Source organism: Tenacibaculum sediminilitoris, from assembly GCF_964513795.1.
GTDB lineage: Bacteria > Bacteroidota > Bacteroidia > Flavobacteriales > Flavobacteriaceae > Polaribacter > Polaribacter sediminilitoris.
Genome location: NZ_CAZEQR010000002.1, coordinates 24,702 through 49,637 on the forward strand (window position 1 = coordinate 24,702; position 24,936 = coordinate 49,637).

General features: G+C 31.5%; 19 protein-coding genes. 2 read left to right on the plus strand and 17 right to left on the minus strand.

What is annotated here, in order from left to right:
• Positions 1–12: 12 nt before the first annotated feature.
• The 11 genes from ACKTSW_RS00675 to ACKTSW_RS00725 form a co-directional block, all read right to left on the minus strand.
• A complete protein-coding gene (locus ACKTSW_RS00675) occupies positions 13–408 on the minus strand; it encodes a hypothetical protein (RefSeq protein WP_408023348.1) in 396 nt (131 codons plus the stop codon).
• A 4-nt stretch (positions 409–412) separates the two neighbouring features.
• Positions 413–781 carry a DUF6804 family protein gene (locus ACKTSW_RS00680; RefSeq protein WP_408023349.1) on the minus strand — a complete coding sequence of 123 codons (369 nt, stop codon included), beginning with the start codon at positions 779–781 and terminating at the stop codon, positions 413–415.
• 27 nt (positions 782–808) lie between these two features.
• On the minus strand, positions 809–1,054 hold the full coding sequence (locus ACKTSW_RS00685; protein ID WP_408023350.1) for a DUF4236 domain-containing protein: 246 nt from the start codon (positions 1,052–1,054) through the stop codon (positions 809–811).
• Positions 1,054–1,812 (minus strand): ion transporter, encoded by a 759-nt coding sequence (locus ACKTSW_RS00690; RefSeq protein WP_408023351.1) that lies wholly within the window; start codon positions 1,810–1,812, stop codon positions 1,054–1,056. The genes ACKTSW_RS00685 and ACKTSW_RS00690 overlap by 1 nt, the downstream gene beginning before the upstream one ends.
• 7 nt (positions 1,813–1,819) lie before the next feature.
• Entirely contained in the window at positions 1,820–2,041 is a 222-nt protein-coding gene (locus tag ACKTSW_RS00695) for a hypothetical protein (RefSeq protein WP_408023352.1), read from the minus strand.
• A gap of 116 nt (positions 2,042–2,157) precedes the next feature.
• On the minus strand, positions 2,158–2,493 hold the full coding sequence (locus ACKTSW_RS00700; RefSeq protein WP_408023353.1) for a YegP family protein: 336 nt from the start codon (positions 2,491–2,493) through the stop codon (positions 2,158–2,160).
• An 86-nt stretch (positions 2,494–2,579) separates the two neighbouring features.
• Entirely contained in the window at positions 2,580–3,137 is a 558-nt protein-coding gene (locus tag ACKTSW_RS00705; RefSeq protein WP_408023354.1) for an SH3 domain-containing protein, read from the minus strand.
• 87 nt (positions 3,138–3,224) lie between these two features.
• Positions 3,225–3,503 carry a membrane protein insertion efficiency factor YidD gene (yidD, locus tag ACKTSW_RS00710; RefSeq protein WP_408023355.1) on the minus strand — a complete coding sequence of 93 codons (279 nt, stop codon included), beginning with the start codon at positions 3,501–3,503 and terminating at the stop codon, positions 3,225–3,227.
• Positions 3,503–3,736 carry a hypothetical protein gene (locus ACKTSW_RS00715; protein ID WP_408023356.1) on the minus strand — a complete coding sequence of 78 codons (234 nt, stop codon included), beginning with the start codon at positions 3,734–3,736 and terminating at the stop codon, positions 3,503–3,505. The genes yidD and ACKTSW_RS00715 overlap by 1 nt, the downstream gene beginning before the upstream one ends.
• Before the next feature lie 24 nt (positions 3,737–3,760).
• Positions 3,761–3,910, minus strand: a complete 150-nt coding sequence (locus ACKTSW_RS00720; RefSeq protein WP_408023357.1) for a hypothetical protein — start codon at positions 3,908–3,910, stop codon at positions 3,761–3,763.
• A 102-nt stretch (positions 3,911–4,012) separates the two neighbouring features.
• Entirely contained in the window at positions 4,013–4,183 is a 171-nt protein-coding gene (locus tag ACKTSW_RS00725; protein ID WP_303510207.1) for a hypothetical protein, read from the minus strand.
• Between the two features lie 514 nt (positions 4,184–4,697).
• Between ACKTSW_RS00725 and ACKTSW_RS00730 the strand changes: the two genes are divergently transcribed.
• Positions 4,698–5,399, plus strand: coding sequence for an HU family DNA-binding protein (locus ACKTSW_RS00730; RefSeq protein ID WP_408023358.1), 702 nt, complete (start codon positions 4,698–4,700; stop codon positions 5,397–5,399).
• Between the two features lie 913 nt (positions 5,400–6,312).
• Here ACKTSW_RS00730 and ACKTSW_RS00735 read toward each other — a convergent pair.
• From ACKTSW_RS00735 to ACKTSW_RS00745, 3 genes are read right to left on the minus strand one after another with little or no spacing between them, the layout of a single operon-like run.
• Entirely contained in the window at positions 6,313–6,978 is a 666-nt protein-coding gene (locus ACKTSW_RS00735) for a response regulator (RefSeq protein WP_408023359.1), read from the minus strand.
• A gap of 2 nt (positions 6,979–6,980) precedes the next feature.
• Complete coding sequence (locus ACKTSW_RS00740; RefSeq protein WP_408023360.1) at positions 6,981–8,852, minus strand: ATP-binding protein; 1,872 nt, start codon at positions 8,850–8,852, stop codon at positions 6,981–6,983.
• 56 nt (positions 8,853–8,908) lie between these two features.
• Positions 8,909–9,082 (minus strand): hypothetical protein, encoded by a 174-nt coding sequence (locus ACKTSW_RS00745; RefSeq protein WP_408023361.1) that lies wholly within the window; start codon positions 9,080–9,082, stop codon positions 8,909–8,911.
• Positions 9,083–9,466: 384 nt separating this feature from the next.
• Here ACKTSW_RS00745 and ACKTSW_RS00750 point away from each other — a divergent pair, with 384 nt between their 5' ends.
• Entirely contained in the window at positions 9,467–10,195 is a 729-nt protein-coding gene (locus ACKTSW_RS00750; protein ID WP_408023362.1) for a hypothetical protein, read from the plus strand.
• A 155-nt stretch (positions 10,196–10,350) separates the two neighbouring features.
• Here ACKTSW_RS00750 and ACKTSW_RS00755 read toward each other — a convergent pair whose 3' ends face one another.
• The 3 genes from ACKTSW_RS00755 to ACKTSW_RS00765 are packed head-to-tail and all read right to left on the minus strand — an operon-like array spanning position 10,351 to position 24,888.
• Positions 10,351–18,168: a T9SS type A sorting domain-containing protein gene (locus tag ACKTSW_RS00755; RefSeq protein ID WP_408023363.1), complete on the minus strand. Its 7,818-nt coding sequence runs from the start codon at positions 18,166–18,168 to the stop codon at positions 10,351–10,353.
• Between the two features lie 11 nt (positions 18,169–18,179).
• Positions 18,180–20,279, minus strand: a complete 2,100-nt coding sequence (locus ACKTSW_RS00760; protein ID WP_408023364.1) for a fibronectin type III domain-containing protein — start codon at positions 20,277–20,279, stop codon at positions 18,180–18,182.
• Positions 20,272–24,888: a hypothetical protein gene (locus ACKTSW_RS00765; RefSeq protein ID WP_408023365.1), complete on the minus strand. Its 4,617-nt coding sequence runs from the start codon at positions 24,886–24,888 to the stop codon at positions 20,272–20,274. Before ACKTSW_RS00765 ends, ACKTSW_RS00760 begins: the two co-directional genes overlap by 8 nt.
• Positions 24,889–24,936 lie beyond the last annotated feature (48 nt).

Sequence of the window (24,936 nt, forward strand, 5' to 3'; positions counted from 1 at the left end):
TTTGTTAGTTGATTAGGTTAGTTCTTTTAATAATGCTGCTTTGGGTGTATGCTTTTTAGCGTTTTCAATTAAGAAGTCGGTTAGTTCTTCTATATTTTCTTCAAGAAACCCAAATTTTAAACAGTACTTTTTTAGTGTTACCATTTCATCTTCTGTCACTTTTTCATCAGCCCAAATCATTACCGCTAAATCATATAGGTATTCTATTTTTAGCTCTAATCTTTCTGGTATTAAGTTTTCTTGTTGTGATGATAGTAGAATATTATCTAGTTCTTGTTTAGATATTTGTCGCTCTTCTGCAAATTTGTATAGCATTTGCATTTCTAATACATCAAAGTCTTCATCGGCAAAAGCCATTTCATATAGTCTTAAAAAGTGACTTTTAAGTTCGGTAGTTATTTCATTCATTTTTTTAATATTTAACGTTATACAGGTCTTTATTTTTTGACACTTGTTTTTTTATTGTTTGTTGTTTTTTTGTACTTGAACCGTATCCATAAAAAGTAAGTAGTAGAAATAAGATTCCGAAGAGAACATCTAAAAGAATCCAATATGATTTTACATATAGGTAGATTGGTAATATTGGATTGAACAATAGTGCTACTGATATAAAGCTCCACTTCCAATAGCTTTTTATTTTCTCATTGAAAATTACAAGTGAGCATCTAATAAAGACAACTATTCTTAATACATTGTAATATTTAATTGGTAGTGTTGTTACTGCTAAAAACAATGCTATGGCACAAATAATATTTATTGTTTTTTGTATTCCTTCTTTCATCTAATTAAAGTTTAACTACGAGTACATTTACTTTCTTTTTAATAGCACTACAAAAACACCAACTATGGCAAAGACAATTCCTAGGCAGCCTATTCCTTCTTTTTTAAAATGTCTTTTCCTATACTGTAACCCTTTTATCCCAGTTCTTATAGAGTAACCTTTGGAACTTACTGCTCCTCTTTTAATTTGTAAGCTTGGAGAAATGCCCGATTTACTAATATTCAGTCCTAAACCTTTTCCAAGTTTTATTCGTCTATAAAATTGAAATCCCATTAGCCTTTTTTTATTTCTACCCCACAGTTAGGACAATTACTACAACTACTCTTTTCTTCTTTTACTTTATCTATTAAAGCTGAACTAATTATTCCTGTAGGCAATGCCACAAAACCAATACCTATTACACCTATTAATGCACTAAAGAATTTTCCTAACGGAGTTACAGGATACATATCTCCTACTCCTACTGTTGTTAGCGTTCCTAATGACCACCAAAAAGCTTCTACAATACTTGAAAACTTATCAGGTTGTGCTTCGTTTTCTGCATAAAAAATTAAGGTAGATAACAGCATTACTAGTATCAATGCTATAAATGCAGTTATTAAGAGTTCTGGTTTTGTTTCCTTTAATATTAAATTGATTGTTTTGAAAGACTTCGAATATCTACCTAGCTTAAATATCCTTACTAACCTTAGAAGCCTCAACATTCTTAAGACTCTTAAATCAAACGGAAAAATTAGAGGCAAATAAAAAGGGAGTATTGATAATAAATCCAATATACCATAACCTGAGAACACATATGAGCTCCACCCTCTTTTGTCTTGCTTTTCTGCAATTACAATTCTTGTAATAAACTCAACTGTAAAAATTAAAATAGAAACCCCTTCTACAAACTGAAAGAAATATGCATAATTAATTCTTAAAACCTTAAATGACTCAAGTATTAAGCAAACTATGTTTATGATAATTAAACCATAAATAAACCCTGATAAAAACAGATTATAATTGAATATTCTCAATGCTTTTGTACTCATAGCTCATCTAACAATTACATTCAGACCTGTCTACATATGTTTTATTTCCATTGCTATTCTTATAATAGCACCCTCCTTTGGATCCTGTCCATAATTGTTTTCCATTATGCACTCCACACTTCCATTCTGTTTTTGTTTCTTGCTCTTCTATTCCATCCGTATCATTAGAACATTCTGTTAATAATACTGAAATAAAAAAGAGACCTACAATTTGTGTTTTTATCATCATGTTTTAGTTTAATTATATACCTCAAAGCTAAACCTACTCAAAAACAAAACCTTACGGGTTTCCGTAAGGCTTCTGAATACTATAATATAGAATTTTAATCTCCTATAAGTAACTGTTTATGTTAAGTCAATTATGTTAGCAGATGGAGCATTATTTTGTACCGATTTAATTCCTTTATCTCTTGCTGAAGTTGTGGTATACATTTCACTTTTACCTATGACTTCTCCATTTTGCGCTTTAAGTGTAAAGTAGTATTGCTTATTTGAAGCTACTTTTCTTTCATAGTTATTGTCATCAGGTGCATTCGTTTTTACAGAACTTATACCGTTTTTACATCCTTGTTTACTAGTGTAGCCTTCACTGGTTAAAATAACTTCTCCATTTCCTGCTTTCAGGTTAAACATGAATTCATTATCCGTTCTCTTTTTGATTTCAAATTTTGGGTTTCCCATTTTGTATATTTTTTAAATTAGTATTGTATCAAAACTATACTCTTTCTTATAAAAAACTATACGGAAATCCACAAGTGAGCTTTCTTTTATTCTACTAAAAGAACACCGCTATGGTATACAAAACCAACAACTTTAGTTTTTTTTACTCTAACTTTAATCCATTTTGCTTGAGTGGCTAATATGGTTAGTTTTTCTCCAAAGTCTAATTGTTGGATTACATAATAGGATGTGTCAGGACCACTTCTTAAGTTCAACGAGTTTTTGTTTACCAATAATGTTTTTAAATAGTATGGCTCTTCAAGTGATAAGGCACTATTTGTAGTATTACGTCCGTCAAAAATGTTTCTTTTGGTTTGTGGCTTCTTTGAGTAGCCATTATAAGAGTTGGTATAGTTTTTTGTACTACTTCTCTTTCCGCAAACTCCGCAAGAACCTCCACTGTTACAGTATTTGCAATAGTTACAATTCTTACAAGCTCTACAATTTGCTGAACCTGTACACCTGGCTTCAGGCGCTACATAACAGCCTATGATGACTTTATTTTGTAAGTTGTCTTTAGAAATGTCTTTTTTTGTTATGATTAACATAACAATTGTTGCTATTAATAGTGAGATTGGTAAAATTATTTTTTTTCTTTTTTCCATAATACAAAAGGGGGTTAAGTTTTAATAATCTCAAATCTAGCTTCTGTAAAACAGAAAACCCTACGGGTTTCCGTAGGGTTATAATTGTTATAACAACCGTTTTGCTATTTTATCTTCTTCAAGCAAATCTCCGCACTTTAATATTATATGCTTCTTCTTATTTGTTGGGTTTATATACAATTCATAACCATAGGTGCAATTTTTAAACCGATATCTAAAGGCTTTAATTCCTGCTAAAACTCCCTTACTTTTTATTTCTTCAAACACATAATGCGAACATGATTGTCTGAAAATACAACGAGCCGGTTTATTTTTAGGTTTAAATTTCCAATATGCTTTTATAAAAAGAAGTAACAAATATTTCACTATTCTTTACTAAAAACTATCATTTGTCTGTATGCTGTAAAACCAGGTTTAGCACCAAAACCAAAACAACCTGGATCAGCTATAACATAAGTTTCTACGCTTTCTAACCGAACATATCTCCAGCCTTGATCGTTATAATTACTAATAATAACTTCTAATTGTTGTGCTACTTTTGCTGAGTTCCCTTTATTCCTATCAATAGAAGGTGTAAAAGGTATTACTTTATATTCCATAACTTTTTGTTTAAAATTTAAAACCTAGTTTTTACAACCATTTTTTTTACATGTTATATTTTCACTCGTCTTTTCCCAATGCTTTGGATGTTCTGTTGTATCAAAACCACATCCTGTGGTTCCTCCTTTACTTCCTTTATGAACTTCGTTTGTTGGTGTGTGTTTAACTGCCATATCTATATTTTTTTGGTTAATATTACTACAAACCTAACTTGATAAAAACACAAAACCCTACGGTTTCCCGTAGAGCTCCCTATAAAATTATACTATTAAATTTTAAGCATAAGATATAAGTTTCCAGTCAACTGAGCTCCCTCTATGTGGAGGAAATGTTTCTCCTTCTGATAATGGAATTGTTCCTGATGGGTTTGCTTGTGCTTCCCATACTCCTGACTCAGGACACTTTTGTCCCGTTTTTCTAATTGTTCCTAATGGTGTTTTTGCCATTTTTTATATTTTAAATTAATATTACTACAAACTTACTTTCCTTAAAGCACAAAACTTTGAGGGTTTCCGTAGGGCTTGCTACTATGTTAGAGGCTATACAAAAATGGCTTACATAATTAGAACTTTATTAGAGGTTATATTGGTTTTCTTAACTTTAAAAAGAATAATAATCTTCCGCGTTTTCTATTTCCATACCTTACCTACACTTCCTAAACGTTAAAAAACTCATAAAGTCGAGCAGTTAAAATGAAAAAAAACTATTTTAGTGTCAGCTATAAAAATTGTTTGTAAAAAGTAAATTGCTATCTCTTATTACTATTCAATCACATTCAATTTTACAACATTTTTACAAAGTTAGTGCTATTAAGGTACACTTGTACCTGACCATTTGGTGATGAATAACACCAAGGTTAGTAAATGTTTTGGCATGTATTGGTAGTTTCTACTGTGCTTTAACAATTACTTTCTAAAAACATATTCAAAAGGAAAAGTAAGTAATTTAAAAATCAATATGATGAAGTACTATTTAACTGAAAACAAGTTAACAGATGAAACCAACTACTCAGCACGCATATTAACAGAGCGTACTATTAATCAAGATGAGTTGATTGATAAAATGTTGAGTAAACGAAACCTAGTAAGTAAAACCGATATTGTGGCGGTGCTTAATTCTTACTATGAAGAGATTATCGAGTCGATAGAAGAGGGTGATAATATTAACCTACCTTTACTAAATATTGGGTATTCAATTTCTGGAGTTTTTGATACTGAGGAGGATGATTTTAATCCTGAAACTCATAAACTACACGTAAACCTCAACAGCGGAAAGTTAATCAACGAAATTAAAGACAATATTCCGCTACAAAAAGTGACTGCTCCTATTACCAACACAGTTATTAATAATTTAAAAGATATTACCTCTGCAACTACTAATACCACCTTATCTGCCAACGGATTGTTTGAGCTGAATGGTTTGCGTTTAAAGGTTGCTGGTGACTTACCTGAAGTTGGTTTGTATTTTGTTGCTGAAGACGGTACCGAAACCAAAGTTTCTTATTTAGCTCAAAACAGCTATAAAAAGATTATTGGTCAAACTCCTGCCCTTGCTGCTGGTAACTATCGTATTAGGGTTAAAACGCAAGTAACGTCTAAGTTAAATCGCTTTTTAAAAGATATTATGATAGGTGATTCTACATTTACCCTTACTGTATTGTAATACTCGACGCAACTGTCCGTTGACATCAGACTGTACTATCCTATACCTTCAGACACTACTGTCTGAAGGTTAAGACAAAAGCTATATTTTATAAAAAGCACGAGCTATATACTCCTTTTTGTTATGGTTTTTAATGGTTATGAGGTGTTTACTAGTACGACTAACAAAATTCTCAATGTTTTATACGGTGTTCTATCATTTCTCTTTTATGATGTCATTGCGAGCCTTTCTACTTAAGTTTATGTTGAGCGAAGGCGAAAGACTCAAGACAGGCTGAAGTGAAGTAATCTTTATGTTTAGAGTTATAGGTTTAGAACTATTCGAATAGTTCTCGATAGCTCTGCTGAGCGTAGCCGAAGTACAATTTTTATTTCGTTACCACTCAATAAAAAATCACTCGAACTGACAGTGTTTATGATAAAAGAATTAGAGTAACACTTTTGAGTGAGATTCCTCCTCGTTTCTCGTTCGGAATGACAATATAAAAAGGAATTTTTGTTTCTTTTCTTGATAAAAAGAAACAAAAATTAAGACTTACAATAAAATCGTGAGAAAATACTACGACACCTACCCCTGATAAAAAAAATTGTTCGTGTTATCTTTATTTTTTATCAAAAAACTCACGAATCTAACGATTTCGCTATCGCTCAAACAGCTTTTTATCTTACATCCATCGCTGCTGTCTTGATTTTCAAAGATTTTCTTGAAGGTCATCATTATGAGTGAAACCTAGCAATATTTAAGTTTAGGATAAACAGATTACTTCGTCGTATTCTCCTCGTAATGACAATAAAAGGTATGTGTCTTTCTAAGTTAAACCTTACGGTTTCTCATTACCACTCAGAATGACGATAAAAATACTAGTAACTCCTTTGAATAAGATTCCTATCTATTGCTCGGAATGACATTTATTTTAGATGAGTCCAAAATCTTTGGTGATGGCAATCAATTGTGTAGGGTTATTAGCGTTAAAATTTTCTTTTAATAGCTTTAAGCGTTTTTCTACAGAACTAACACTACTGGGCTTTATGTCTTTGTTTTTTAATGCTTCGCTAATTTCTTTTTGATCTAAGCCTTCTGCTAAATATTTTAGTAAAAATACATCGTAATCTGTAATTTCAAAGGCTTCTTTGTCTCGTAACGCATGTGCCAGTTGCGGAGTAATAAAAAACTCATCGTTATAAACGGATTGTACTGCTTTCTTCAATTCTTTTTGTCCGTGGTTAGACTTCCACACATACGCATTTACTTCCAACTCATTACAAAGTTGCTGTATTCTATAGGGTTTATCTTCAATAGAAAACACTATCGTTTTTAAAGTAGGTTGTAACTTTTTTGCTTCAGCAATTAATGCTTCTCCTGATTCTAATCGCTGTTGATTTATATTCTCTTTAAAAGATAAATCGCTTACTAACAAATCAAACGGTTCTTCATCCATCCACGCTTTTTTTAGCTTTAAAAAAGCTTCATCGCAATACTGTGCGTATTGTACAATTGGAATTTGCATGTTTTCTAAGGCTACTTTAATTCCACTTGACATGTAATCAGCATCTTCTGCTAACAATACTTTTTTGAACATAACTACTTTTTAAATTGAAACTTTGCTTGAAATCCTTTTCCTTGTTTTGATTCAAAAGTAATGAACCCTCCTATTGATTTAATACGGGTTTCCATATTTTGTAACCCATTTTTCACTACTAAGTTTTCAATACCTTTCCCATTGTCCTGATATACTACATGCAACATATTTTTTTCTAGTGAAAAAGTAATTAGTACTAAACTCGATTCACTGTACTTTTTCATATTTACTAGCAATTCTTGTAAAACTCTATACACTACTATTTGCTTTTCTTTGGATAACTCATTTATGTTAACCTCTTGCAATCCTTTATGAATTACCTTACAGGTATCGTTGGTAAAATCTACAAACAATTGTTTTAAGAAACTTTCAAATTGCTCACCTGTGAGTACAGGACTGTTTTCGTGAGAAATATCTCTTGTTTGTGCATATATTTTCTCTACTCTTGTGAGTAATCTAGTATCTGTTGTTGAATTGTTTTGCAGTGTACTCATCACCGCATATACATCATTCGCCAACTCATCATGTATTTTTTTAGCTAAGCGGGTTTCTGTGTTGTAGACTTCTATTGCTTTTTCTTTTTTCGTTTTTTCTCTCCTATAAAAGAAATATACTATTGAAGATAGAATCGTAAGAATTACTGCAAAACCTAATAGTTGTTTTTGCAATTTTTGTTGTTCTGTTTTAATTTCTGCTTTTAATTTCTGCTCTTTTAACAGATCAAAGTTATATATCGTTTTAACTAATTTGTTTCTTGACTTTCTTCTAGCATCAATTATACTATCTTTTAAATAACTTCTTTCATTTGCATACTTTCTAATCTCATTCCCTTTTACTAGATTAATTAGCTTATCTATTGCTTCTATTCTATCATTAGGTCTCTCTATTTCCCTTGATAAATCATACATTTTTTGAGCGTAGAATAGAGATTTATCAGAGTTTTTATTATAAAAATAATCTGATATGTATGAGTAATTGGTTATTAAACCTGCATAATTATTTATACTATCTTTTAACCTTTGAACTTTAAAAAAATCATTAACATGAACTTTTTCCCCTAATAAATACTTTGTATATGTATAATTATCTAATATTTTGAATTTTAGCTTTAACTCTATTTTATTAAAAAAACTGTTTTTTATTATTTTATCATATATATCTAAGGCTCTTCTATACTTTTTATCATACTTATAAACTACCGCTTTATTCCCCATGTATCTTATTTTCCTTAAACTATCATTGGTTGTTTCTGTAGCTAAATTGTAATATTTTATAGCTTTATCATAGGCTCCTTGATTTCTCGAGTTTATTCCTAAGCAATTATAAATAGAACATATAATGTTATTAGATTTAGGATTATTGCTTATATATTTTAACCCTTGGATTGCTGTAGAATCACTTTTTAAATAGAGTTCTTCCTCAGATTCTAAACTAGCGATATTATAAAATCTTTCCATTATTTTTAAACTATCTTGTAACTTTACATTAATCTCATTAGATTTTGTATAATAATAATATGTACTATCATTTTGTTTTAAGTAACGATATCCTAATCCTATATGATAATACACATAAGAATAAGACTTTAAATCTCCACTACCTTTTAGTAAGTTTATTATTTCTTTTCCATAGCTTATAACTCTATTATATTGTTTTAATTCAAAGGAACAGTAAACTATTCTTTTTCCTAAAGAGATTTGATCTTCTTTTCTAGATTCTCTTTTTGCTTGTTCATAATCCTTTAAACTTTTTTCTAACCTCTCAATACAAGGTAGTTTTTCCTTCTGAGTTTTATCTATTTTCTTTTCAAGTTTACAATTAATGAGTAGACTAATTATTAATATTAAATGGAAACCTTTTATTTTTCTTATCATTCAATAAAAATAATATAAAAAAGGAGATGTAAAACATCTCCTTTATCTTTAACTTATTAATTTCCATCTGGATCTTCTGGCACATCTGGATCTTGATCTTCCTCTCCCCCTGTATCACTTGTCGTTGTCTCTGTAGAATTGGTTTGTGGTATTACAGTTGTTGAATTTGTATTTATTGTGTATAATCCATTTGTAACTAAAAATGTTATGATTAATAAAACCTTGTTCATTTTATTTTCTTTTAAAAATTGATAAAATTTATCCTGTCCAAGCTCTTTGCTTAGGTACAGTTACACCTTGTGGGTGTAGAATTTTTAAAAGAGTCGCGCGCCTCTTTCGCGGGAAGTGAAGACAAACACCGATATCAATTTGTAGCTTCCCATCTAAGAAAATCTACCAATGTTTTATCTTTTAATTAGAACTAATCGATTGGTTTGTTTTTTGTTTTCTCGATCAGTGTTATTGCAAAGATTCTGAAAATCTAAATTTTACCATTTATCAAAACCTAATCAATTCTTAATCAAGTGATATTTGTCTAGTTTATGGATAACCGTAATCAATTTTTGTATAACAGCTTTACTTTTGGATACAACTTGTTAAATAATTGATTAACCATGATTAAAAAACTAATTGTTGATTTTTTTAAAAAGATTGAAACTGATGAAGGAATTGATAGTCGAAATGGGAAAGCTATTTTTTTTGTAAACTCTCTATTAGAAGAAAAACATGGGAAATTTCATTATATAAGTATCCAAAAGGCTACTAGAATTCATAAAAAGTATGTTGAAAATTATAATGAAGTTAGCGCTAATGTAAAAGACCCTTTTCTAAAAGATGTAATGGCTGAATATTTGGGGTTTAAAGATTTTGAAAATTATAGAAAAAGCTTCACTATAGATTCTAATATAGATGAAGAAAATAATTTAATTGAAGGGAAAGAAGGTGAAAGTATAGGTCTTTTAGCTATTATTTTAAAAAACAAAATACCAATTTTAATAGGTAGTATTCTTATGGTATCTTTATTTGTTATTTACAAGGACACTTTACTTGTAAATAGCAACTGTATTGTTTGGAAAAAAGATCATTATAAAAAAGTTCCTTGCTATTATCTTAATTCAATAAGCAATGCTACATACCATATAGATATTGACCGTTTTAAAAAGGTAACACTTACCAAAGACATGGAGTTTTTCACTAATGAAAAACCGAACTATTGGTACGGAAGTAATAAAAAAGGGAAACGAGAGTTTTTTACAGCAAGAGGTGTACACCCTGAGACTTTAAAGGAATTAAAACCTATCACGGAACACATTTTAAAAAGCGAAGGTTTTCCTTTATTATAAAAAAACGCTGTTGAAAATCAATTCAACAGCGTTTTTATAGGGTAGTATCTCACTAAGTGTGTAAAGTTTAAAATATCGAGGGTTTTACTTTCTTAGAGTCGAACCCTCGATAAAGAAGTTTATACGTTTTACGGGATAGTGTCCCTAATTGTTATTTAGTTAATTATTATCTTCTGAATTATTCTTTGTTCTTCTGTTTCTATTAAGATAAAATATACTCCTGAAACTAAACTCAAATTGTAATCAACTTTATATTTATCAGAACCATTCATAATTTTAGTATCAACTAAACTACCTCCTAACATTTCTAAAATCTTCATACTAACTAAGTTTTGTTCTTTTAATTCTATATCTACCGTAAACTTACCTAAAGAAGGGTTAGGGTATATTACTAAATTTTTAATCATTGGTGAAGCATTGTTTTGGTCTTCTTCATCTACTATAATCTCTCTATCAATAACAATTACTTTCTTTGTTATCATTGCTTCACAATTTCCTATTCTAGTTATCATGGTTACTTCATACTCTCCTTCTTTTGCAAACTTAATTTCTGTATAACTATCATTACTTTCATTAATAATTGCTTCGTTTGGTAGTATCCATATTACCTCATCGGCTACAACGCTACTAATATTTACCACCACAAAACTTTCATCTGTAAACACTTGCGTTGACACTGCTAAATCTGCAGATATCTCTTGTTTTGAGCGTATAATATCAATGCTATCTTCTACTACACATCCTTTGTTATCTTTTGCTATTACCGTGTAAACTCCTTCTTCTTGAACTTCTACAACAGCTTTATTACTTGTAAATCCACTTGTTGAACTCCAACTATATTCAACCCCATTTATTATAGTGCCATCTAAAATATAAGTTTGATTTGCACATAATGTTACATCATCACCTAAATCTAGTTCTATTGGATCTGGATCTTGTACTGTAAAAGACTTTGTTATAGCGCATCCTTTACTATCTTTTATTTCAACACTATACTCTCCTGAAGTTAGTCCAGTGACTACCTTACCTGTTTTAGAATTACTCCAAGTGTATTCATAAGGTGGTGCTCCTCCAATAACCTCTAATACAATGCTACCATCATTGCCTTGAAAACAAGTTGGTTTTGTTATTGTTTCGTTTATTATTGATATTGCTTGTGGTAATGTTAACTTGATTGTCTCTGATGTTCTACAACCGTTTACATCAACAACCATTACATTATATTCTCCTATAACTACATCTTGTAGCATAGGTTCATTACTACCTGTATTCCACAAATAAGTATACGGTGCAGTTCCTCCAGTTACTATTGTATTAACAGTCCAATCATTTCCTGTTCCGCATAAAGTATAATCTGAACTTAATTGTAATGCTAATACTTCTGGTTCTTTTAAATTATATAACGCACTTTTTACCTTATTTCCATTTGAGTCTTCTACCTCAACATAATACGTTCCGTATCCTAACCCTGAGACTGATGATAATGTTCCTATCTGTAAAGGACTACTTAATTCCTTATACCATTTATACGTGTATCCTCCTACTCCTCCAGTAACTTTAGCTGTTAAAGCTCCGTCTTCTTCTCCTTTACAACTAATTACTGAAGTTCTTACTATATCTGCTTCTAGTTTTAATGGTTGATTTATTATATAATCTTTGATTAAGGTACATCCTTTACTATCTGTTGTAATTAATTTATAATTACCTGTTGGTATAGATGTTATTTGATTAGTTCCTCTTAAAATTGTTGTTCCTGAACCTTCTTTCCATTCATAGATATAAGGTGGAGTTCCTCCTACTACATCTACAGAAATTGATCCGTTTGACAACCCAAACCCTGTAACATCTTTTACCAATTCATTTGAAATTGACAATGGTAATGGTTGTGTAATTTCTATTGTAAAGTCTGAACTACCATCTGTATTTAATGCTAAACAATTGTTCGCATCTCTTACTTGAAGTGTATAGATATTCTTCTCTAAATTAGTAACTTTTATAATGTTATCTACTACGCTTGTCCAATCGCTAAAGCTTGACACATCTCTGTACCTAAATTCATAGTTCCCTGTACCTCCTTGAACTTCTACTTCAAAACTTCCATCATTAGCTTTGAAACAATTTAAATCTATTTCTTTGATTGTTAACTGAATTTCTGTAGGCTGCGAAACTATAAAAACGGAACTTCTTTCTTCTATTCCTTCTGCATTACTAACAACTACATAATAATTACCTGCTGAAATGTTTTTAAGCTGTTTTTCTATGCCTAGAAGCTCATTATTGTCTGCATTATACCATGCATAATTGTTTCCTCCAACTCCTCCTACAGTAATCACATCTAAAATACCATTTGAAGTATCATGGCATTTTACTTCTTGTACCTGTGTTATTTCAACTAATAATTCTCCTGGACTTGCTAGATTGTATGTTTCTTCAATTACACAGTCTTCAGCATCTTTTATTGTGATTGTATAGATTCCTTCGGCTAAGTTTTCTATTTTATCAGATAAATCATTAGATACTTTTGTAGAAACTATATCTCCTTTTTCATTCTTCCATTCAAATGAATAAGGTGCTACACCTCCGACGAAAATAACTTCAATACTACCATTATCAACTAAGTTTGAGGTAGGTCTTATTAATTTTACATTCGTTATATCATACTTTTCTGGTTGATTGATTGTTGTCTCTTTTGCTGTCTTACATCCATTCTTATCAGTAACTACAACTGAGTATGTACCTGAAGATAATCCTTCTACTTTTGGAGCGTCTAAACTTGTATGATTCCAACTATATGTATAAGGTGCTACTCCTCCTGAAACAGTTATGTCTATATATCCGTCTGTACCTCCATAACATGCAACATCAACTTTATTTATTCCAGTAATTTCAAGTAATAATGGTTCTGTTAATTCATACTCTTTGGTGGCTCTATTTCCACTTTTATCTGTAATTGTTACTACATAAATTCCTGCTCCTACATCCTCAAGTACATTAGTAGTGCTTAATATTGTTGTATTTCCTTTTAACTTCCATGAATACATATATGGTGTTACTCCTCCCTTAACTTCGGCAGTTAGTATTCCTACTCCATTTTTACATAAAATTGAAGCCTCACGTATATTTACAGTTAACAATTCTGGTTCATTAACTGTATATGTTTTTTCCACTAAACATCCTTTGGTATCTGTTACTTTTACCGAATATTCTCCTGCTTTAACTCCCGATAATTTAGAGGTTGTACTACCTTGTACAATTCCACTTGAATCTTTCCATTCATAAGTATAGTTAGGTGTTCCCCCTACAACATTTATACTTATCTCTCCATTTGATAATCCAAAACCTGTAACATCTTTTATTACTGAATTACCTATAGCTAAAATCGTTGGTTCTTGAATTGTAATTTTTCTTGTTACTTCACATAAGTTTTTATCTCTAACAACCACTTCATAAGTCCCAGCTTGTAAAGAGTTTAAACTTTTTCCTACTACTCCATGCTTCCAACTATATGTATAAGGTGCTGTTCCTCCTGAAACACTTACATCTATGGAACCGTCTGTTCCTCCATTACAAGACACATCTACTTTCGTTATTCCTATAATTTCTAATTGTAATGGTTCTTTTACTTCGTACTCTTTCGTAGCAATATTGCCATTTTTATCTGTTACTGTTATTACATAAGTTCCTGCACCTATATTACTAAGTGTATTGTTGGCACCCAGTTCTACTGCACCTCCTTTTAATTTCCATGAATAGCTATATGGAGGTACTCCACCACTAGCTTTAACAGTTAAACTTACAGTGTTGTCTCCAAAGCAAGGAATATTACCTTGTTGATTTATGGCATCAATCACTAATAAATCTGGTTCTATTACAGTATAACTTCCAGTTGTAATACAACCATTAGCATCTTTAACAGTTAATTCATATTCTCCTGCCGCTATATTTTCAAATGGATTGGTTGTTCCTAAAATAGTAATACTTCCTTTTTGTCTCCATTCATATGTATAGCCTGGTGTACCTCCAACAACATCAACAGATATACTTCCGTTTTTTGTTTCAAAACCTGTTAAGTTATTTACCATATAACTAGATATCTCCAACGCTGCTAAAGGTTGTTCTATCGTAAAGTTACTCGAAGTAAATGTACACCCATTACTATCAACAACTTCTACATAATAAGTTCCTTCTCTTAACGCTGTAATATCTTCCGTGGTTTTATTAAATGTTGTGTTATTGGTACTCTTCCATGAAAAACTATAAGGTTTAGTTCCTCCTAAAATAGTAATATCAATACTTCCATCTATTCCTCCAAAACAACTCACATTTGTACTTGATGCTAAATTGACTTCAATTTTAAGTGGTTGATTAATTGTTATCTCATTCTGTGTAGTAGCTCCTTTTATATCGTTTACTACCACTCTATAACTTCCTGCTTTAAGGTTGTTTATTTGATTTAGTTTTACATCTGAATTTAATAAAACTGGGGTACCAGAAGTTATATCATACCATTTATAATCAAAGTCAATTGCAGTTGAATTTATCGGATATCCTCCTGTTACCTCAGCTAATAACTCACCTGTTTCTTCTCCATTACATAAAATAGTTTTTGTAATTTTTATAGCAACTTGAATAGGTAGTGGCTCTTTTACTTCGTATGATTGTGTTATTTCACATCCTTTTGCATCTCTTATAACTACACGATAAATTCCTGCAAAAAGATTATTTATATTTTTAGTATTCATAGTAAAAGAGGCATCGCCTTCTTTTGTCCATTCATAACTATGTGCTCCTTCTCCTCCTGAAGTTGTTATTGTTATTGCCCCTTCATTTTTTCCTGCTGTTTCACAGTTTGTTATAGAAAAACTATCTGTTTTTATTTCAGAAGGTTCATTTATTATAGCATTTGCTGGTGTATCTACGATACATCCTTTGCTATCTCTAACCCAAACTGTAAATCTTCCAATCGTTAACCCATCAATAGTATTATCAACTAAGCTATTTACTGTTTGAAACGATGTTTGATCATCAATAGAGTATTCATATGGTGGGATTCCTCCTCCAATAGCAAGTTTTATCTTTCCATTCTCTGCTCCATAACATGTAATAGCTGTTTTAGTTATGTTTAAAGTGATTGCACTAGGCTCTGTTAATGTTATACTTTTCGAAATAGTAGTAAACCCATCATTAATGGTAACTGAATAATTACCTTTACTGATATTAGTCAATTGATTGGTTGTTTTTCCTATTAATTCTGTTCCTCCTCTAAACCATTTATACGAATAACTATTTGATCCTCCTGATGAATTTACTACTAACGAACCTACTTCTCCTTTACAATTAATCGTTTTACTAATAGTAAGAGAGGCTAATAGTTGTGGGTTTTCTCTTACTTCTATTTCATTTGAAGTTATCTCGCATCCATTTTTATCTTTAACGATAGCCGTATAAAATCCTGCTCTTAATCCTGTAGCTGGATTTCCTGTTTTAGAAAAAGAAGTGTCATTTTTCTTTTTCCATGTCACTGTATAGCTTGGAGTTCCTCCATTTATTACTAATAATATTTCTCCACTAGCTCCTTCAAATACATTATTGTGCTTTACGGAGCTGCTAATAATTTCAATTGGTAAAGGCTCTGTTATTATTATTGACGATGAAACTTTAGATCTACAAGTCGTAATATTTTTATCTCTTACAATAAACCTATACCCAGTAGTATTCGCTGGTAACGAAAATACATTACTATTTTGCCATAGTATTCCTGAACTTTTGTACACTGCATATTGATATGTATTTGATTTCCCTCCTATAGCCGTAACACTTACAGAAGCATTACCGCCTTTACATTTTATAGGTGTTGTTAAACTTACTCTTGAAATAGCTACCTCTGATTGTTCTATTACTGCAATAGATTTTTCTAGACTCCCTTGCCTAGTATCTTTAACCAAAACAGTATAGTTTCCTGCTTCTATATTGAAAGAAGTACTATTTGTAATTCCTGTTAATGTGCTTAGTACTGTTGAGCCTCTTTTTAATATAACAGTATAATTAGGGTATCCTCCTTCAATACTTGTCACATTTATCCTTCCTCTACCTTGATAACAATTTGGTTTTACTGAACTAACAGAAAGTGCTATAGGCTGAGGATTTATTATCTTTGGAAGTGTATATTCTTGTGTACAATTGTTTTTATCTGTATACCTAATTTTGTGAGTTCCTGCTGGTAAGTTAGGTATTACAAAACCACTTACATAAGCTCTACCACTTTTAGTATTAGTAGTGCTTCCATTCAATAGAACTGTATAATTGTAATAATTGCTAAAAGGCGTACCTCCACTTACACTATTAATTTTTATAGATGCATCAGTACTTCCTACTGCGCTAGGGTGCGTAACTGCATTGGAAGGTAAAGTATGTATAATTTTACTTTTTCCACTTATTGTTATTGATTGTGAAGTCTTATTTTTATCTATACAACCTTTAGTATCTTTTATTCTTACTACATAATTAGCGGGTGATAATCCGCTAATTGTAATTTGACCTGAAAATGTTGACGAACTCCAAGTAGATCCATTATTTAAACTATAATAAAAACTACCTGACCCACCAGATCCTGTGATTTTAATTTCTCCATCTTTACTATTATAACATGTTTCATTCTTAACTTTTGAAGCACTAAAAACTACTTTTGGTGGAGACTTTATTTGAAAATCATACGAGTATTTTTCACACAGTGGAGAACCTGTACTTCTATTAAAACCCGTTACCTCAACCCTATAATCTCCCGATGTTAATGTTCCTGATGTTGGTCTCCAATCATACATCCAGTATCCTCCTGAACTTACAAATGAGGTAATTCCTGTATTGTTATCAACAGCAACATATTCATTTGTCAATGTTTTCTTCAGAAGATTAAAATCTATTTTCTCATAACTAAAAATTTGCCTCGTAAAATACAATTTAAAGTCTGCATCTGTACTATAAGAACATGTAGGTTGTTTTATTGTTGGCGCTTTTGCTATCTGTGGAGCATCGGGTAAAAATTGTACTGTAACAGTATTGGTTGTAAAAGAACTGTTACAACTTGGCTTTACACGTATGTTAATATTTTTAGTTAATGCTTTATTTCTATCTGTAGTGGAAGAGTACAAATTAGCTAACTTTAAATCAATTGTAGCTTGCCCCGTTTTATTCGTGATAGTTCTCCAAACACTTACTTGTATAGTTTTAGGACCTGTGTAATTATTTAAATTCCTCTTTGCCTCAAATACAGCCATCATAAACCCTTCACATCTATCAAAATCTCCCGTTCTTCTAACACAACTATCATAAGCAGCTTCTGCAGACGACACAGCATTTAATAAATCTTGATAGTCAGGATGTGTTCTAGTCTCTGTATTTACAGGGTCATAGAATTCCCAAACATACACGTCTGAAGTTGGAGTAAAACCAGAAGTTGCCTTAATTCTAACCGAACTACTTGCACAAACCGTTTTTACTTTTGAAGTACTTGATCCATCAGGATACGATAATGAAGCATTTGGTTTTATAGAGATTCTTGCCCAACCTGTATTTATATCACTTTTATATACTTCATCTTTTTGATATTGTTTATAAAAACATGGAGACGTTACACTTACCTCAATCCATGCTTCTTTAGAACTTTTACATCCAAAAGTTCCATTTCTTCTAGTAATTGTATGAAACTCTACCTTAGTGACTTTTTTAGATACATTAAAAGTAGCTTCATGTGAATAACTTTGGTTGATAAAACGTAACCCATAAATTGCAGGGTCTCTTAAATATTTTGTCGTTCCGTCAGAGAAAAACATTTTTATTCCTCCTAAACCATTTTTGTTAGATCCACAACTTGATGAACCTTGACCTATATACCCATTAACTTTTATGGTATACGTTTGAGCTTGTGATATAATTGAAAAAAATAAGAATAAAATTAAGAGTATATTTCTTTTCATATAGTTTTCTTTTAATAGTTTATTTCAATTTTGTTAAGCGGAGATTTTGCTCCTGACTCAAAAATTGCTTGAATTAAAAATGTATATTTTGTATTTATTAATAAGTTTCTGTCTTTAAACTTATTAGTATCTGCTTTAAAGACTTTATACATTGTTGGCTTTTTTTCCTCTTCTGCTTTGTATAAAATAAACTCTTTAGTGTTTGTTTCTTTGTAGTTCCAATTCAACTCTATATATCTCTCTTCTCTATTTACATACCCTGTAAATTTTTCTATACTTGGTTTAGGTGAATTGTTTAAAACCGTTATTTTTAAAGGTGTTATAGGCTCAGATTCTAGTCCCGATTCATCTATAGTTAAAGCCGTGTATAAGTAAGTTTTTCCAACAATTCCTTTTTCATCTATAAACTTATTTTGTAATAATGGTAAACTCTTTAGCATTTGCCATGGCTCTTTCACTCCTTTTTCTTTTCTATAAATTATTGTAGACTGAGCATCATTACTAGTACTTGATATCCATTCTATTTCAACTCTTCCTTTATGTGATTTAAAAGAAGTGAAAACGGGTGCAGTTGGTGGTACTATATCGGGTCTATTTAATTCTAAAACCTCAGAAAACTCTGATGGATTATATCTTTTATCAAAAGCTTGAACTTTATAATAAATCTTTTTATTTAATGTCTTAATGTTGACTGTATCAACAAAAACACTATTAGGGGTAGGTTCAAATGTTACTTGAGTAAATTCATCTGTTTTCAAATTAGCTTTAAATATCCTATATCCTAAAAAATCTATTTCTGTGTTTTGTTTCCATTGTAATCTAACTACTCCAAGGGAATCTATAGTTCCGTTTAACATAGTTGGTACTGCTGGGGGGATACTATCATCAGGTTGTACCATTTTTGGAAAAGATTCTCGGGTACCTCCATCGTTACCCACAGCTACAATTTTATAATAGTTTATAGCTTGTAAGTTTTCTAACTTAATAGATCTTTTGTTTTTTGATATATTGTCTATTACAGTGAGAAACTTACCTTTTGGTGTATTAGATCTTACTAGTTTAAACTTACTAAGTGTGCTAACTCCTTCAGAAGGAAACTCCCAACTTAAAAATCCTTCTTGATCATTCAATTTTACATCTGTAATAAATGGAGTATGGGTTAATGGCTTTATTCCTTTACCTGAAACAACTTTTGAGTATGGTCCTTCAATACCAAAAGGAGATATTCCTTTAATTCTATAGGAATAGGTTTTATTGTTTTGTGAAAGGCTATCTATGTACATCATTCTATTTGATGGGTTCTTTTCTTTTTCTCCTAAAGTAGCTACTGGTGTACCTAGTAGTTTTTTAAAAGTTTTTCCTTCATTCTCAGATTTTTCAATAATGTAATTGGTATAGTACTTTTTTAAGATCGCTTGATTCCAACTTAGAATAACTGTTTTATCTTTAAAGACCCCTACAAATTCTTGTGGCTCAGGTAGCGGTTTTTTATCTAGTAATCCTAAATATACCCCTCCTGATTTGATCAAGTCTTTTTTCTCTTGTGGTAAAGCTACTCGTATGGTATATAAATAGCGTTCTGTAGGTTTTACCGTATCATCGATAAAAGCCAATCCTGAATATTTTGCTACTTTAAAATCTTGATCAGCTGCATACAGAGCAAAAGTAAATCTCTGTTCTATTACCTGTGCCTTATTTATAATACTCAGTAATCCATTTTCTCCTTCATTCATTTCTACATCAAACTCCTCTCCATATAAGGCTTGCGCAGCTAATGCAGCCTGGTTATTTTCTTCTGAAAACTCTTTCCACTCCATCATTGGATAAGGCTTCAAAGGAATGGGAGTTAATTGCTTTATTACAGGTGTGGATAGTATCTCTTTATCAACTGCTATTGTTTTTCTTTCAATTATATAGCCATATTTATTAGCATATTTCCAAGCTGTTGGGGTCGTTACTCCCCAACGTAATAATATTTTATTTTCAGATACTGTTGCAATTGCTTTTACTTCTGCTTTAATATTACCTATTTCTTTTTGGGCATAGGTTTTTACTGTAATACCCAACATCAGAAGCATAAAGATGATAGGTGTACTCTTCTTCTTAATCATTTAATGGGTTTAAATATTTTAATGAATTTATTCTACTCTTTTTTACCTGACCTGGTAATACGTATTGTAACGTTGCTTTATATTTTCCTTGACGCATGTAAGGAAAAGCTTCCGTAATTAATTTTATATACTGTGACTTTGCATTCCAATTAATATTTGAACTAACTAATTGATATCTCAAATCTTCGTAATCTTCTAAATAATAATACGTGAGATTATACCTGTATGGGTTGTATAAATTTATTTCTCCCGAATAATTATTCTCTAAATAAGTTACATACCAAGTCATCGGTTCCACTCCTTCTACTGGTGGTACTCCCACTTCATCAATTTCTCTACTTACCGAAATATCTCCTTCATATGGATAGTTATTATAGATTAATGGATAAATCTGATTTCTATAGTAACTATCATCTAAAGTTGCTCTTGATACTACTAAAGGTTGATATTTTGTATATTCATTTCCTCTCAACTCTGCTAAATCAAATGCTTCTTGGTAGTCAATACCTGATAGTAATGTCACCCCATAAGGATAAACAATATGTTGATATAAATCTTTATTCTTATTCATATCTCGCATTTTACCGCTAAATGTTTCGTACTTACTTGTTCTGAAGTTATAAACTAACAATTCTTTCTCTCCTTCTTTGCTTATATTACCTTTTGCTTTTCTAGATTTTACTTCGGCTGTATTTTCTGAGCCTCCTCCGATATTTTTAGAGGTATATGTTTCTGATATATTATCGTCTAATTTATCTGCTTCAGATATTAGCTTCAAACTTACATCATATTGTGTTTGCGTTTGCATTTGATTAGATGGTAATGTATATACTATCTGTTTTTTTGCTGAATTATATGTATACTCTTTATATAAACTTTCTCCCGATGCATTAGTCATTATCATTTCTTTTTTCCAACCTAGAGCAGCGTCAAACAAGTATGTTTGCCCTCTTTTTAATTTTATGTAAGCTGTGCTATACTCATCAATAAAGAAGTTTTTTTGCCCCAATACAGGATACATATAATCTATATTTGTTAAAGGTATTGTTTCTGGCGCTTCTCCTGTTGTAAAGTTTACTTCTTTCACTTCTGTAGCTACCTTTCCATCTGACTTTATTTTTTGCCAGCTTCCTCCTTTGTATTCTTCAAAGTGCAATTGAACTTTAGCTTTTAATTGAGCATGTGGTGGTAATATTTCATGCGAATAAAATACTGCCACATCATTTCTATCATTCCATTTTATCTCTCCTACAATGTTTTGTCCATCCTTTGTTACAGAAAAATCATCTAGTAAGATTTTATATTTTCTATCACCTGTATCGTCTGGTAATTCAAATACTTTATTAATTTGTAAATTAAATACTGCTTGTGGAGCCGCAAATACATCTACATCTACACTTCCTTCTTTTGGTGTTAAGTCACTAATTACGACAATACCATCTATAGGGCTTCCGCCTACTATTTCACATTTATCTCCTAACTCAATTTTAAACCTAAACCTTCCTTTAATTAAACCTCCTAACAAGTTATATTTTCCCGCTAAATATCCTCTAAACCATGCAGGGTTTGGCAACCTTGCTTGTAATAGTACGGCTCCGCCTCCTGCTATGATGGGTATCTTCTTTTTAATTCCAAAGAGTTTGAATTTTACGCCTAAAACACCTTGTAAATACGCATACGCTTGTCCGTTAGCGTACCAACCATTCATTCCTATAACTTCTGAAGATCCTTTACAGTAAGCTTCTCCATAGTCTTTTAGCATAATATCAAAACCTATTCCTGCATCAAATCGAGCATAGAAAATTAAAAACTTTAAATCTCCTGTTGAAACACTCATGCTAGATCCAAAAGCCAATCCTTTTCCTGATTCTAACATATTAGCATCTCTCATATAGTTGAGTTCAGCAACATCAACTCCTAAGATATCAGCAACAATTGGCGGTGGTGGTGGACTACCTGGTAAGTTTTCTCCTGTCATGAAGTAACTATCCATTTTTATCTTTAGGATTCCCAAATCAATTTTTACTCCTACTCTATCATCAGGCGTTCCAATAAGCATATGCCATTCATCTGGAGCTACATAAAAATCTAACCACCCTGCTCTTCCCGAAGGTCCTACTCCTTTTAAAACTCCAAAGTTTATGTATACTTCAGAAGTAGAATGAAAAATATCATTGACAAAATCAAATCCTATAAAAACATTTGCTGAAATGGCTGCCGTAGGACTTTGTGCAGGAATTCCTTGCCCTCCTGCTGCTGCAATGCTAGACAAATTGCTGTTTACTGTATCGAAAAAATCACTTGGTAAAGAGGCTATTAGTTCACCAAATCCTTTCATATATATTTCTTGTAGTCCTCCTGACTTTCTAAATGCCATACCAAACTCTACTGTAGCATGAAATAAGTCTTCTGAGTTTTGGGTAATGATTCCTACTGATGCTTTCATCCCAAATGAGTTTTGCTCATATGGTTCATAAATTACTCCTGAAGTTGAAGCTCCTATTTCTGTAAAGGCAGCATCTTTTGCATTTGAATTACCTGCCATACGCATTTTATTGTAGAAGCCTCCACCAAAAGCATTTAATGCAAAACCAGGGAAAATTGGAATTCCTTGTGGCAATGTTACCTTAGCGTCTGCATACCAATATCTAAATGAATCTGTTCTTCCAAAAAGAGCTTTTGCTTCTACTTCTAACTTTATTCCTGTAGAAAACTTAGCCCCAACCGCACCTGCAAACCCTGTTCCGTAAGTTGCATCATCTTCAAAAATGAAAATTGCTCCTTTTAATTGCATACCAGCAACATCCATTCTTATGTACAGGTGCTCTAATCTTACTCCATCAAATTTCCATTTACCTTTGGCATCATCCATTTTAGCTTTAAAAGCTAGTTTTGAAGCTCCTCCATTTCCTCCATCTGACTCTGATGTTAAATTCACTGCAAAATCAAAAACCAATTCTGCTTTATTATCTGCAGGAGTTCTTAATCCTATTTCATTAATTACTATTGGGAAATTTGCAAGTTGTAACTTACCTTTAACTCCAAAATAATCAACTGAAAACTTAGGTGATTCGGTTTGTAAAACCATTTTTTGGAATGTTATTCCTTTAAATTGTATGATACTTTTTGATGTGTCGTTAGATGAGTTTTCATCCTTTTTTAACCCAGAAGCAAGACTCATTGATCCGTTTAAATTTGCTTTAGGCCTAAACTTTCCATCTTTAACCTTCATTTCTACATAAGAATCTTTGGTTAAATGAACATTTGCCTTCCAAACATTAAACTTGATATCTTTTTCTGTTTTTACTGCTAATTTATACTCTCCTGGCTGGAAAACAGCATTGTATTGCAGACTGTCTAATTGAGAAACTGGAAGTACTAGTTTTCCGTCAAACTCTCCTGCTTTTAAGTGATTTGTTTCTATATCTAACAAAAAGTAGTCTAATGAAAAATCCCATCCTGAAGCGGTTCCTTCATTTAAATCGATTATATTTTCTCCTGTAAACTTACCAGTTACTCCTTGTCCATCTATAATTAAATCTGTAGCACCAAAAGCAACTCTTTTATCATCATTTTTCTTTTTAAATTCAGGAGGTAAAACTACTTGAAGTGACTTTACATACACTCCTCTCCACAAATTAGGTTCAACACTATAAAACTTATCTAAATAGGCTTTTGGTGTTGCCTCATCATTTCTTAAATCACTAAAATCAAATACGGCTGTATTTAATTTGAACGTAGTTCCTTCTATACCTTTAATTCCGAATTCAGGTAACGATATATTCACAACCATATCATTCCAATCAGAAATCGAGGTTTTAAAATCTGCTTCTACATACCCTATTTTCTTTTTCCCCTTTTCATCAACAGGGTGTAATAAGCCATTGGCAAATTTCACATTTGCATCTAAGCCCATTTCTTTAAAACCAGAGCAATCAATAATTGCATAGGTTCCTGGTTCTTCCATACTTCCATTTAAGGTAAGTAGTAATGTTCCGCTATTAAAATTAACCGTAAACTGCGATATTAAATGTAGTTTAGCGTCACCTATAATTCCTCCTTCATGAGATAATTTTACATTCGATGCTCCTAAAATTAAAACCTGTTCTCCCCTATCAGGGTTTGTATTAGGTAGCTCTACTTTTAAAAAAACTGTTAGTTCAGAATAAGCTGGTTTAAATACGGCTTTTGCTATTCCTACGGTATATTTTACGTTACTAATATTAACAGGTTTAATTGCTACAGGAAGCTCACTTAATCCGTCTTTTGTTAAAACATCGATATAGTTTTCTGACTCTTCAATACTTTTAAATGTATTGGTAGCCATAACTAACCACTTTTTATTGACTAACGAATCGGCTGTGTTAAACTGAAAACCTTGCTGAGTAAATCGTTGTTGTATTTTTGGTTCTAAAGCTTCTTCAAGCTCGTCAAATTTATCGAGTGAAGAAAAATTACGAAGTGTTTTATTTTTTGCTGTTAAAACTGTTTTATCTACACGCTTACTTGCTGTAGTTATACTGTCTCTTTCTGTAAAATTTGGTGTAGCGAACAACGAAACACTTATAAATAATAGTATTAAAAAACTTAGAGGTAATTTTTTATTCATTTTTTTTGGTTGTTGATTCTTTCTTTTTCTAATATTATTCTCTATTAT

What these genes read in the sequence shown, in the direction of transcription:
- ACKTSW_RS00675 (WP_408023348.1), bottom strand. Translation starts at nt 408, where the DNA reads ATGAATGAAATAACTACCGAACTTAAAAGTCACTTTTTAAGACTATAT.
- ACKTSW_RS00680 (WP_408023349.1), bottom strand. Translation starts at nt 781, where the DNA reads ATGAAAGAAGGAATACAAAAAACAATAAATATTATTTGTGCCATAGCA.
- ACKTSW_RS00685 (WP_408023350.1), bottom strand. Translation starts at nt 1,054, where the DNA reads ATGGGATTTCAATTTTATAGACGAATAAAACTTGGAAAAGGTTTAGGA.
- ACKTSW_RS00690 (WP_408023351.1), bottom strand. Translation starts at nt 1,812, where the DNA reads ATGAGTACAAAAGCATTGAGAATATTCAATTATAATCTGTTTTTATCA.
- ACKTSW_RS00695 (WP_408023352.1), bottom strand. Translation starts at nt 2,041, where the DNA reads ATGATGATAAAAACACAAATTGTAGGTCTCTTTTTTATTTCAGTATTA.
- ACKTSW_RS00700 (WP_408023353.1), bottom strand. Translation starts at nt 2,493, where the DNA reads ATGGGAAACCCAAAATTTGAAATCAAAAAGAGAACGGATAATGAATTC.
- ACKTSW_RS00705 (WP_408023354.1), bottom strand. Translation starts at nt 3,137, where the DNA reads ATGGAAAAAAGAAAAAAAATAATTTTACCAATCTCACTATTAATAGCA.
- ACKTSW_RS00715 (WP_408023356.1), bottom strand. Translation starts at nt 3,736, where the DNA reads ATGGAATATAAAGTAATACCTTTTACACCTTCTATTGATAGGAATAAA.
- ACKTSW_RS00720 (WP_408023357.1), bottom strand. Translation starts at nt 3,910, where the DNA reads ATGGCAGTTAAACACACACCAACAAACGAAGTTCATAAAGGAAGTAAA.
- ACKTSW_RS00725 (WP_303510207.1), bottom strand. Translation starts at nt 4,183, where the DNA reads ATGGCAAAAACACCATTAGGAACAATTAGAAAAACGGGACAAAAGTGT.
- ACKTSW_RS00730 (WP_408023358.1), top strand. Translation starts at nt 4,698, where the DNA reads ATGAAGTACTATTTAACTGAAAACAAGTTAACAGATGAAACCAACTAC.
- ACKTSW_RS00735 (WP_408023359.1), bottom strand. Translation starts at nt 6,978, where the DNA reads ATGTTCAAAAAAGTATTGTTAGCAGAAGATGCTGATTACATGTCAAGT.
- ACKTSW_RS00740 (WP_408023360.1), bottom strand. Translation starts at nt 8,852, where the DNA reads ATGATAAGAAAAATAAAAGGTTTCCATTTAATATTAATAATTAGTCTA.
- ACKTSW_RS00745 (WP_408023361.1), bottom strand. Translation starts at nt 9,082, where the DNA reads ATGAACAAGGTTTTATTAATCATAACATTTTTAGTTACAAATGGATTA.
- ACKTSW_RS00750 (WP_408023362.1), top strand. Translation starts at nt 9,467, where the DNA reads ATGATTAAAAAACTAATTGTTGATTTTTTTAAAAAGATTGAAACTGAT.
- ACKTSW_RS00755 (WP_408023363.1), bottom strand. Translation starts at nt 18,168, where the DNA reads ATGAAAAGAAATATACTCTTAATTTTATTCTTATTTTTTTCAATTATA.
- ACKTSW_RS00760 (WP_408023364.1), bottom strand. Translation starts at nt 20,279, where the DNA reads ATGATTAAGAAGAAGAGTACACCTATCATCTTTATGCTTCTGATGTTG.
- ACKTSW_RS00765 (WP_408023365.1), bottom strand. Translation starts at nt 24,888, where the DNA reads ATGAATAAAAAATTACCTCTAAGTTTTTTAATACTATTATTTATAAGT.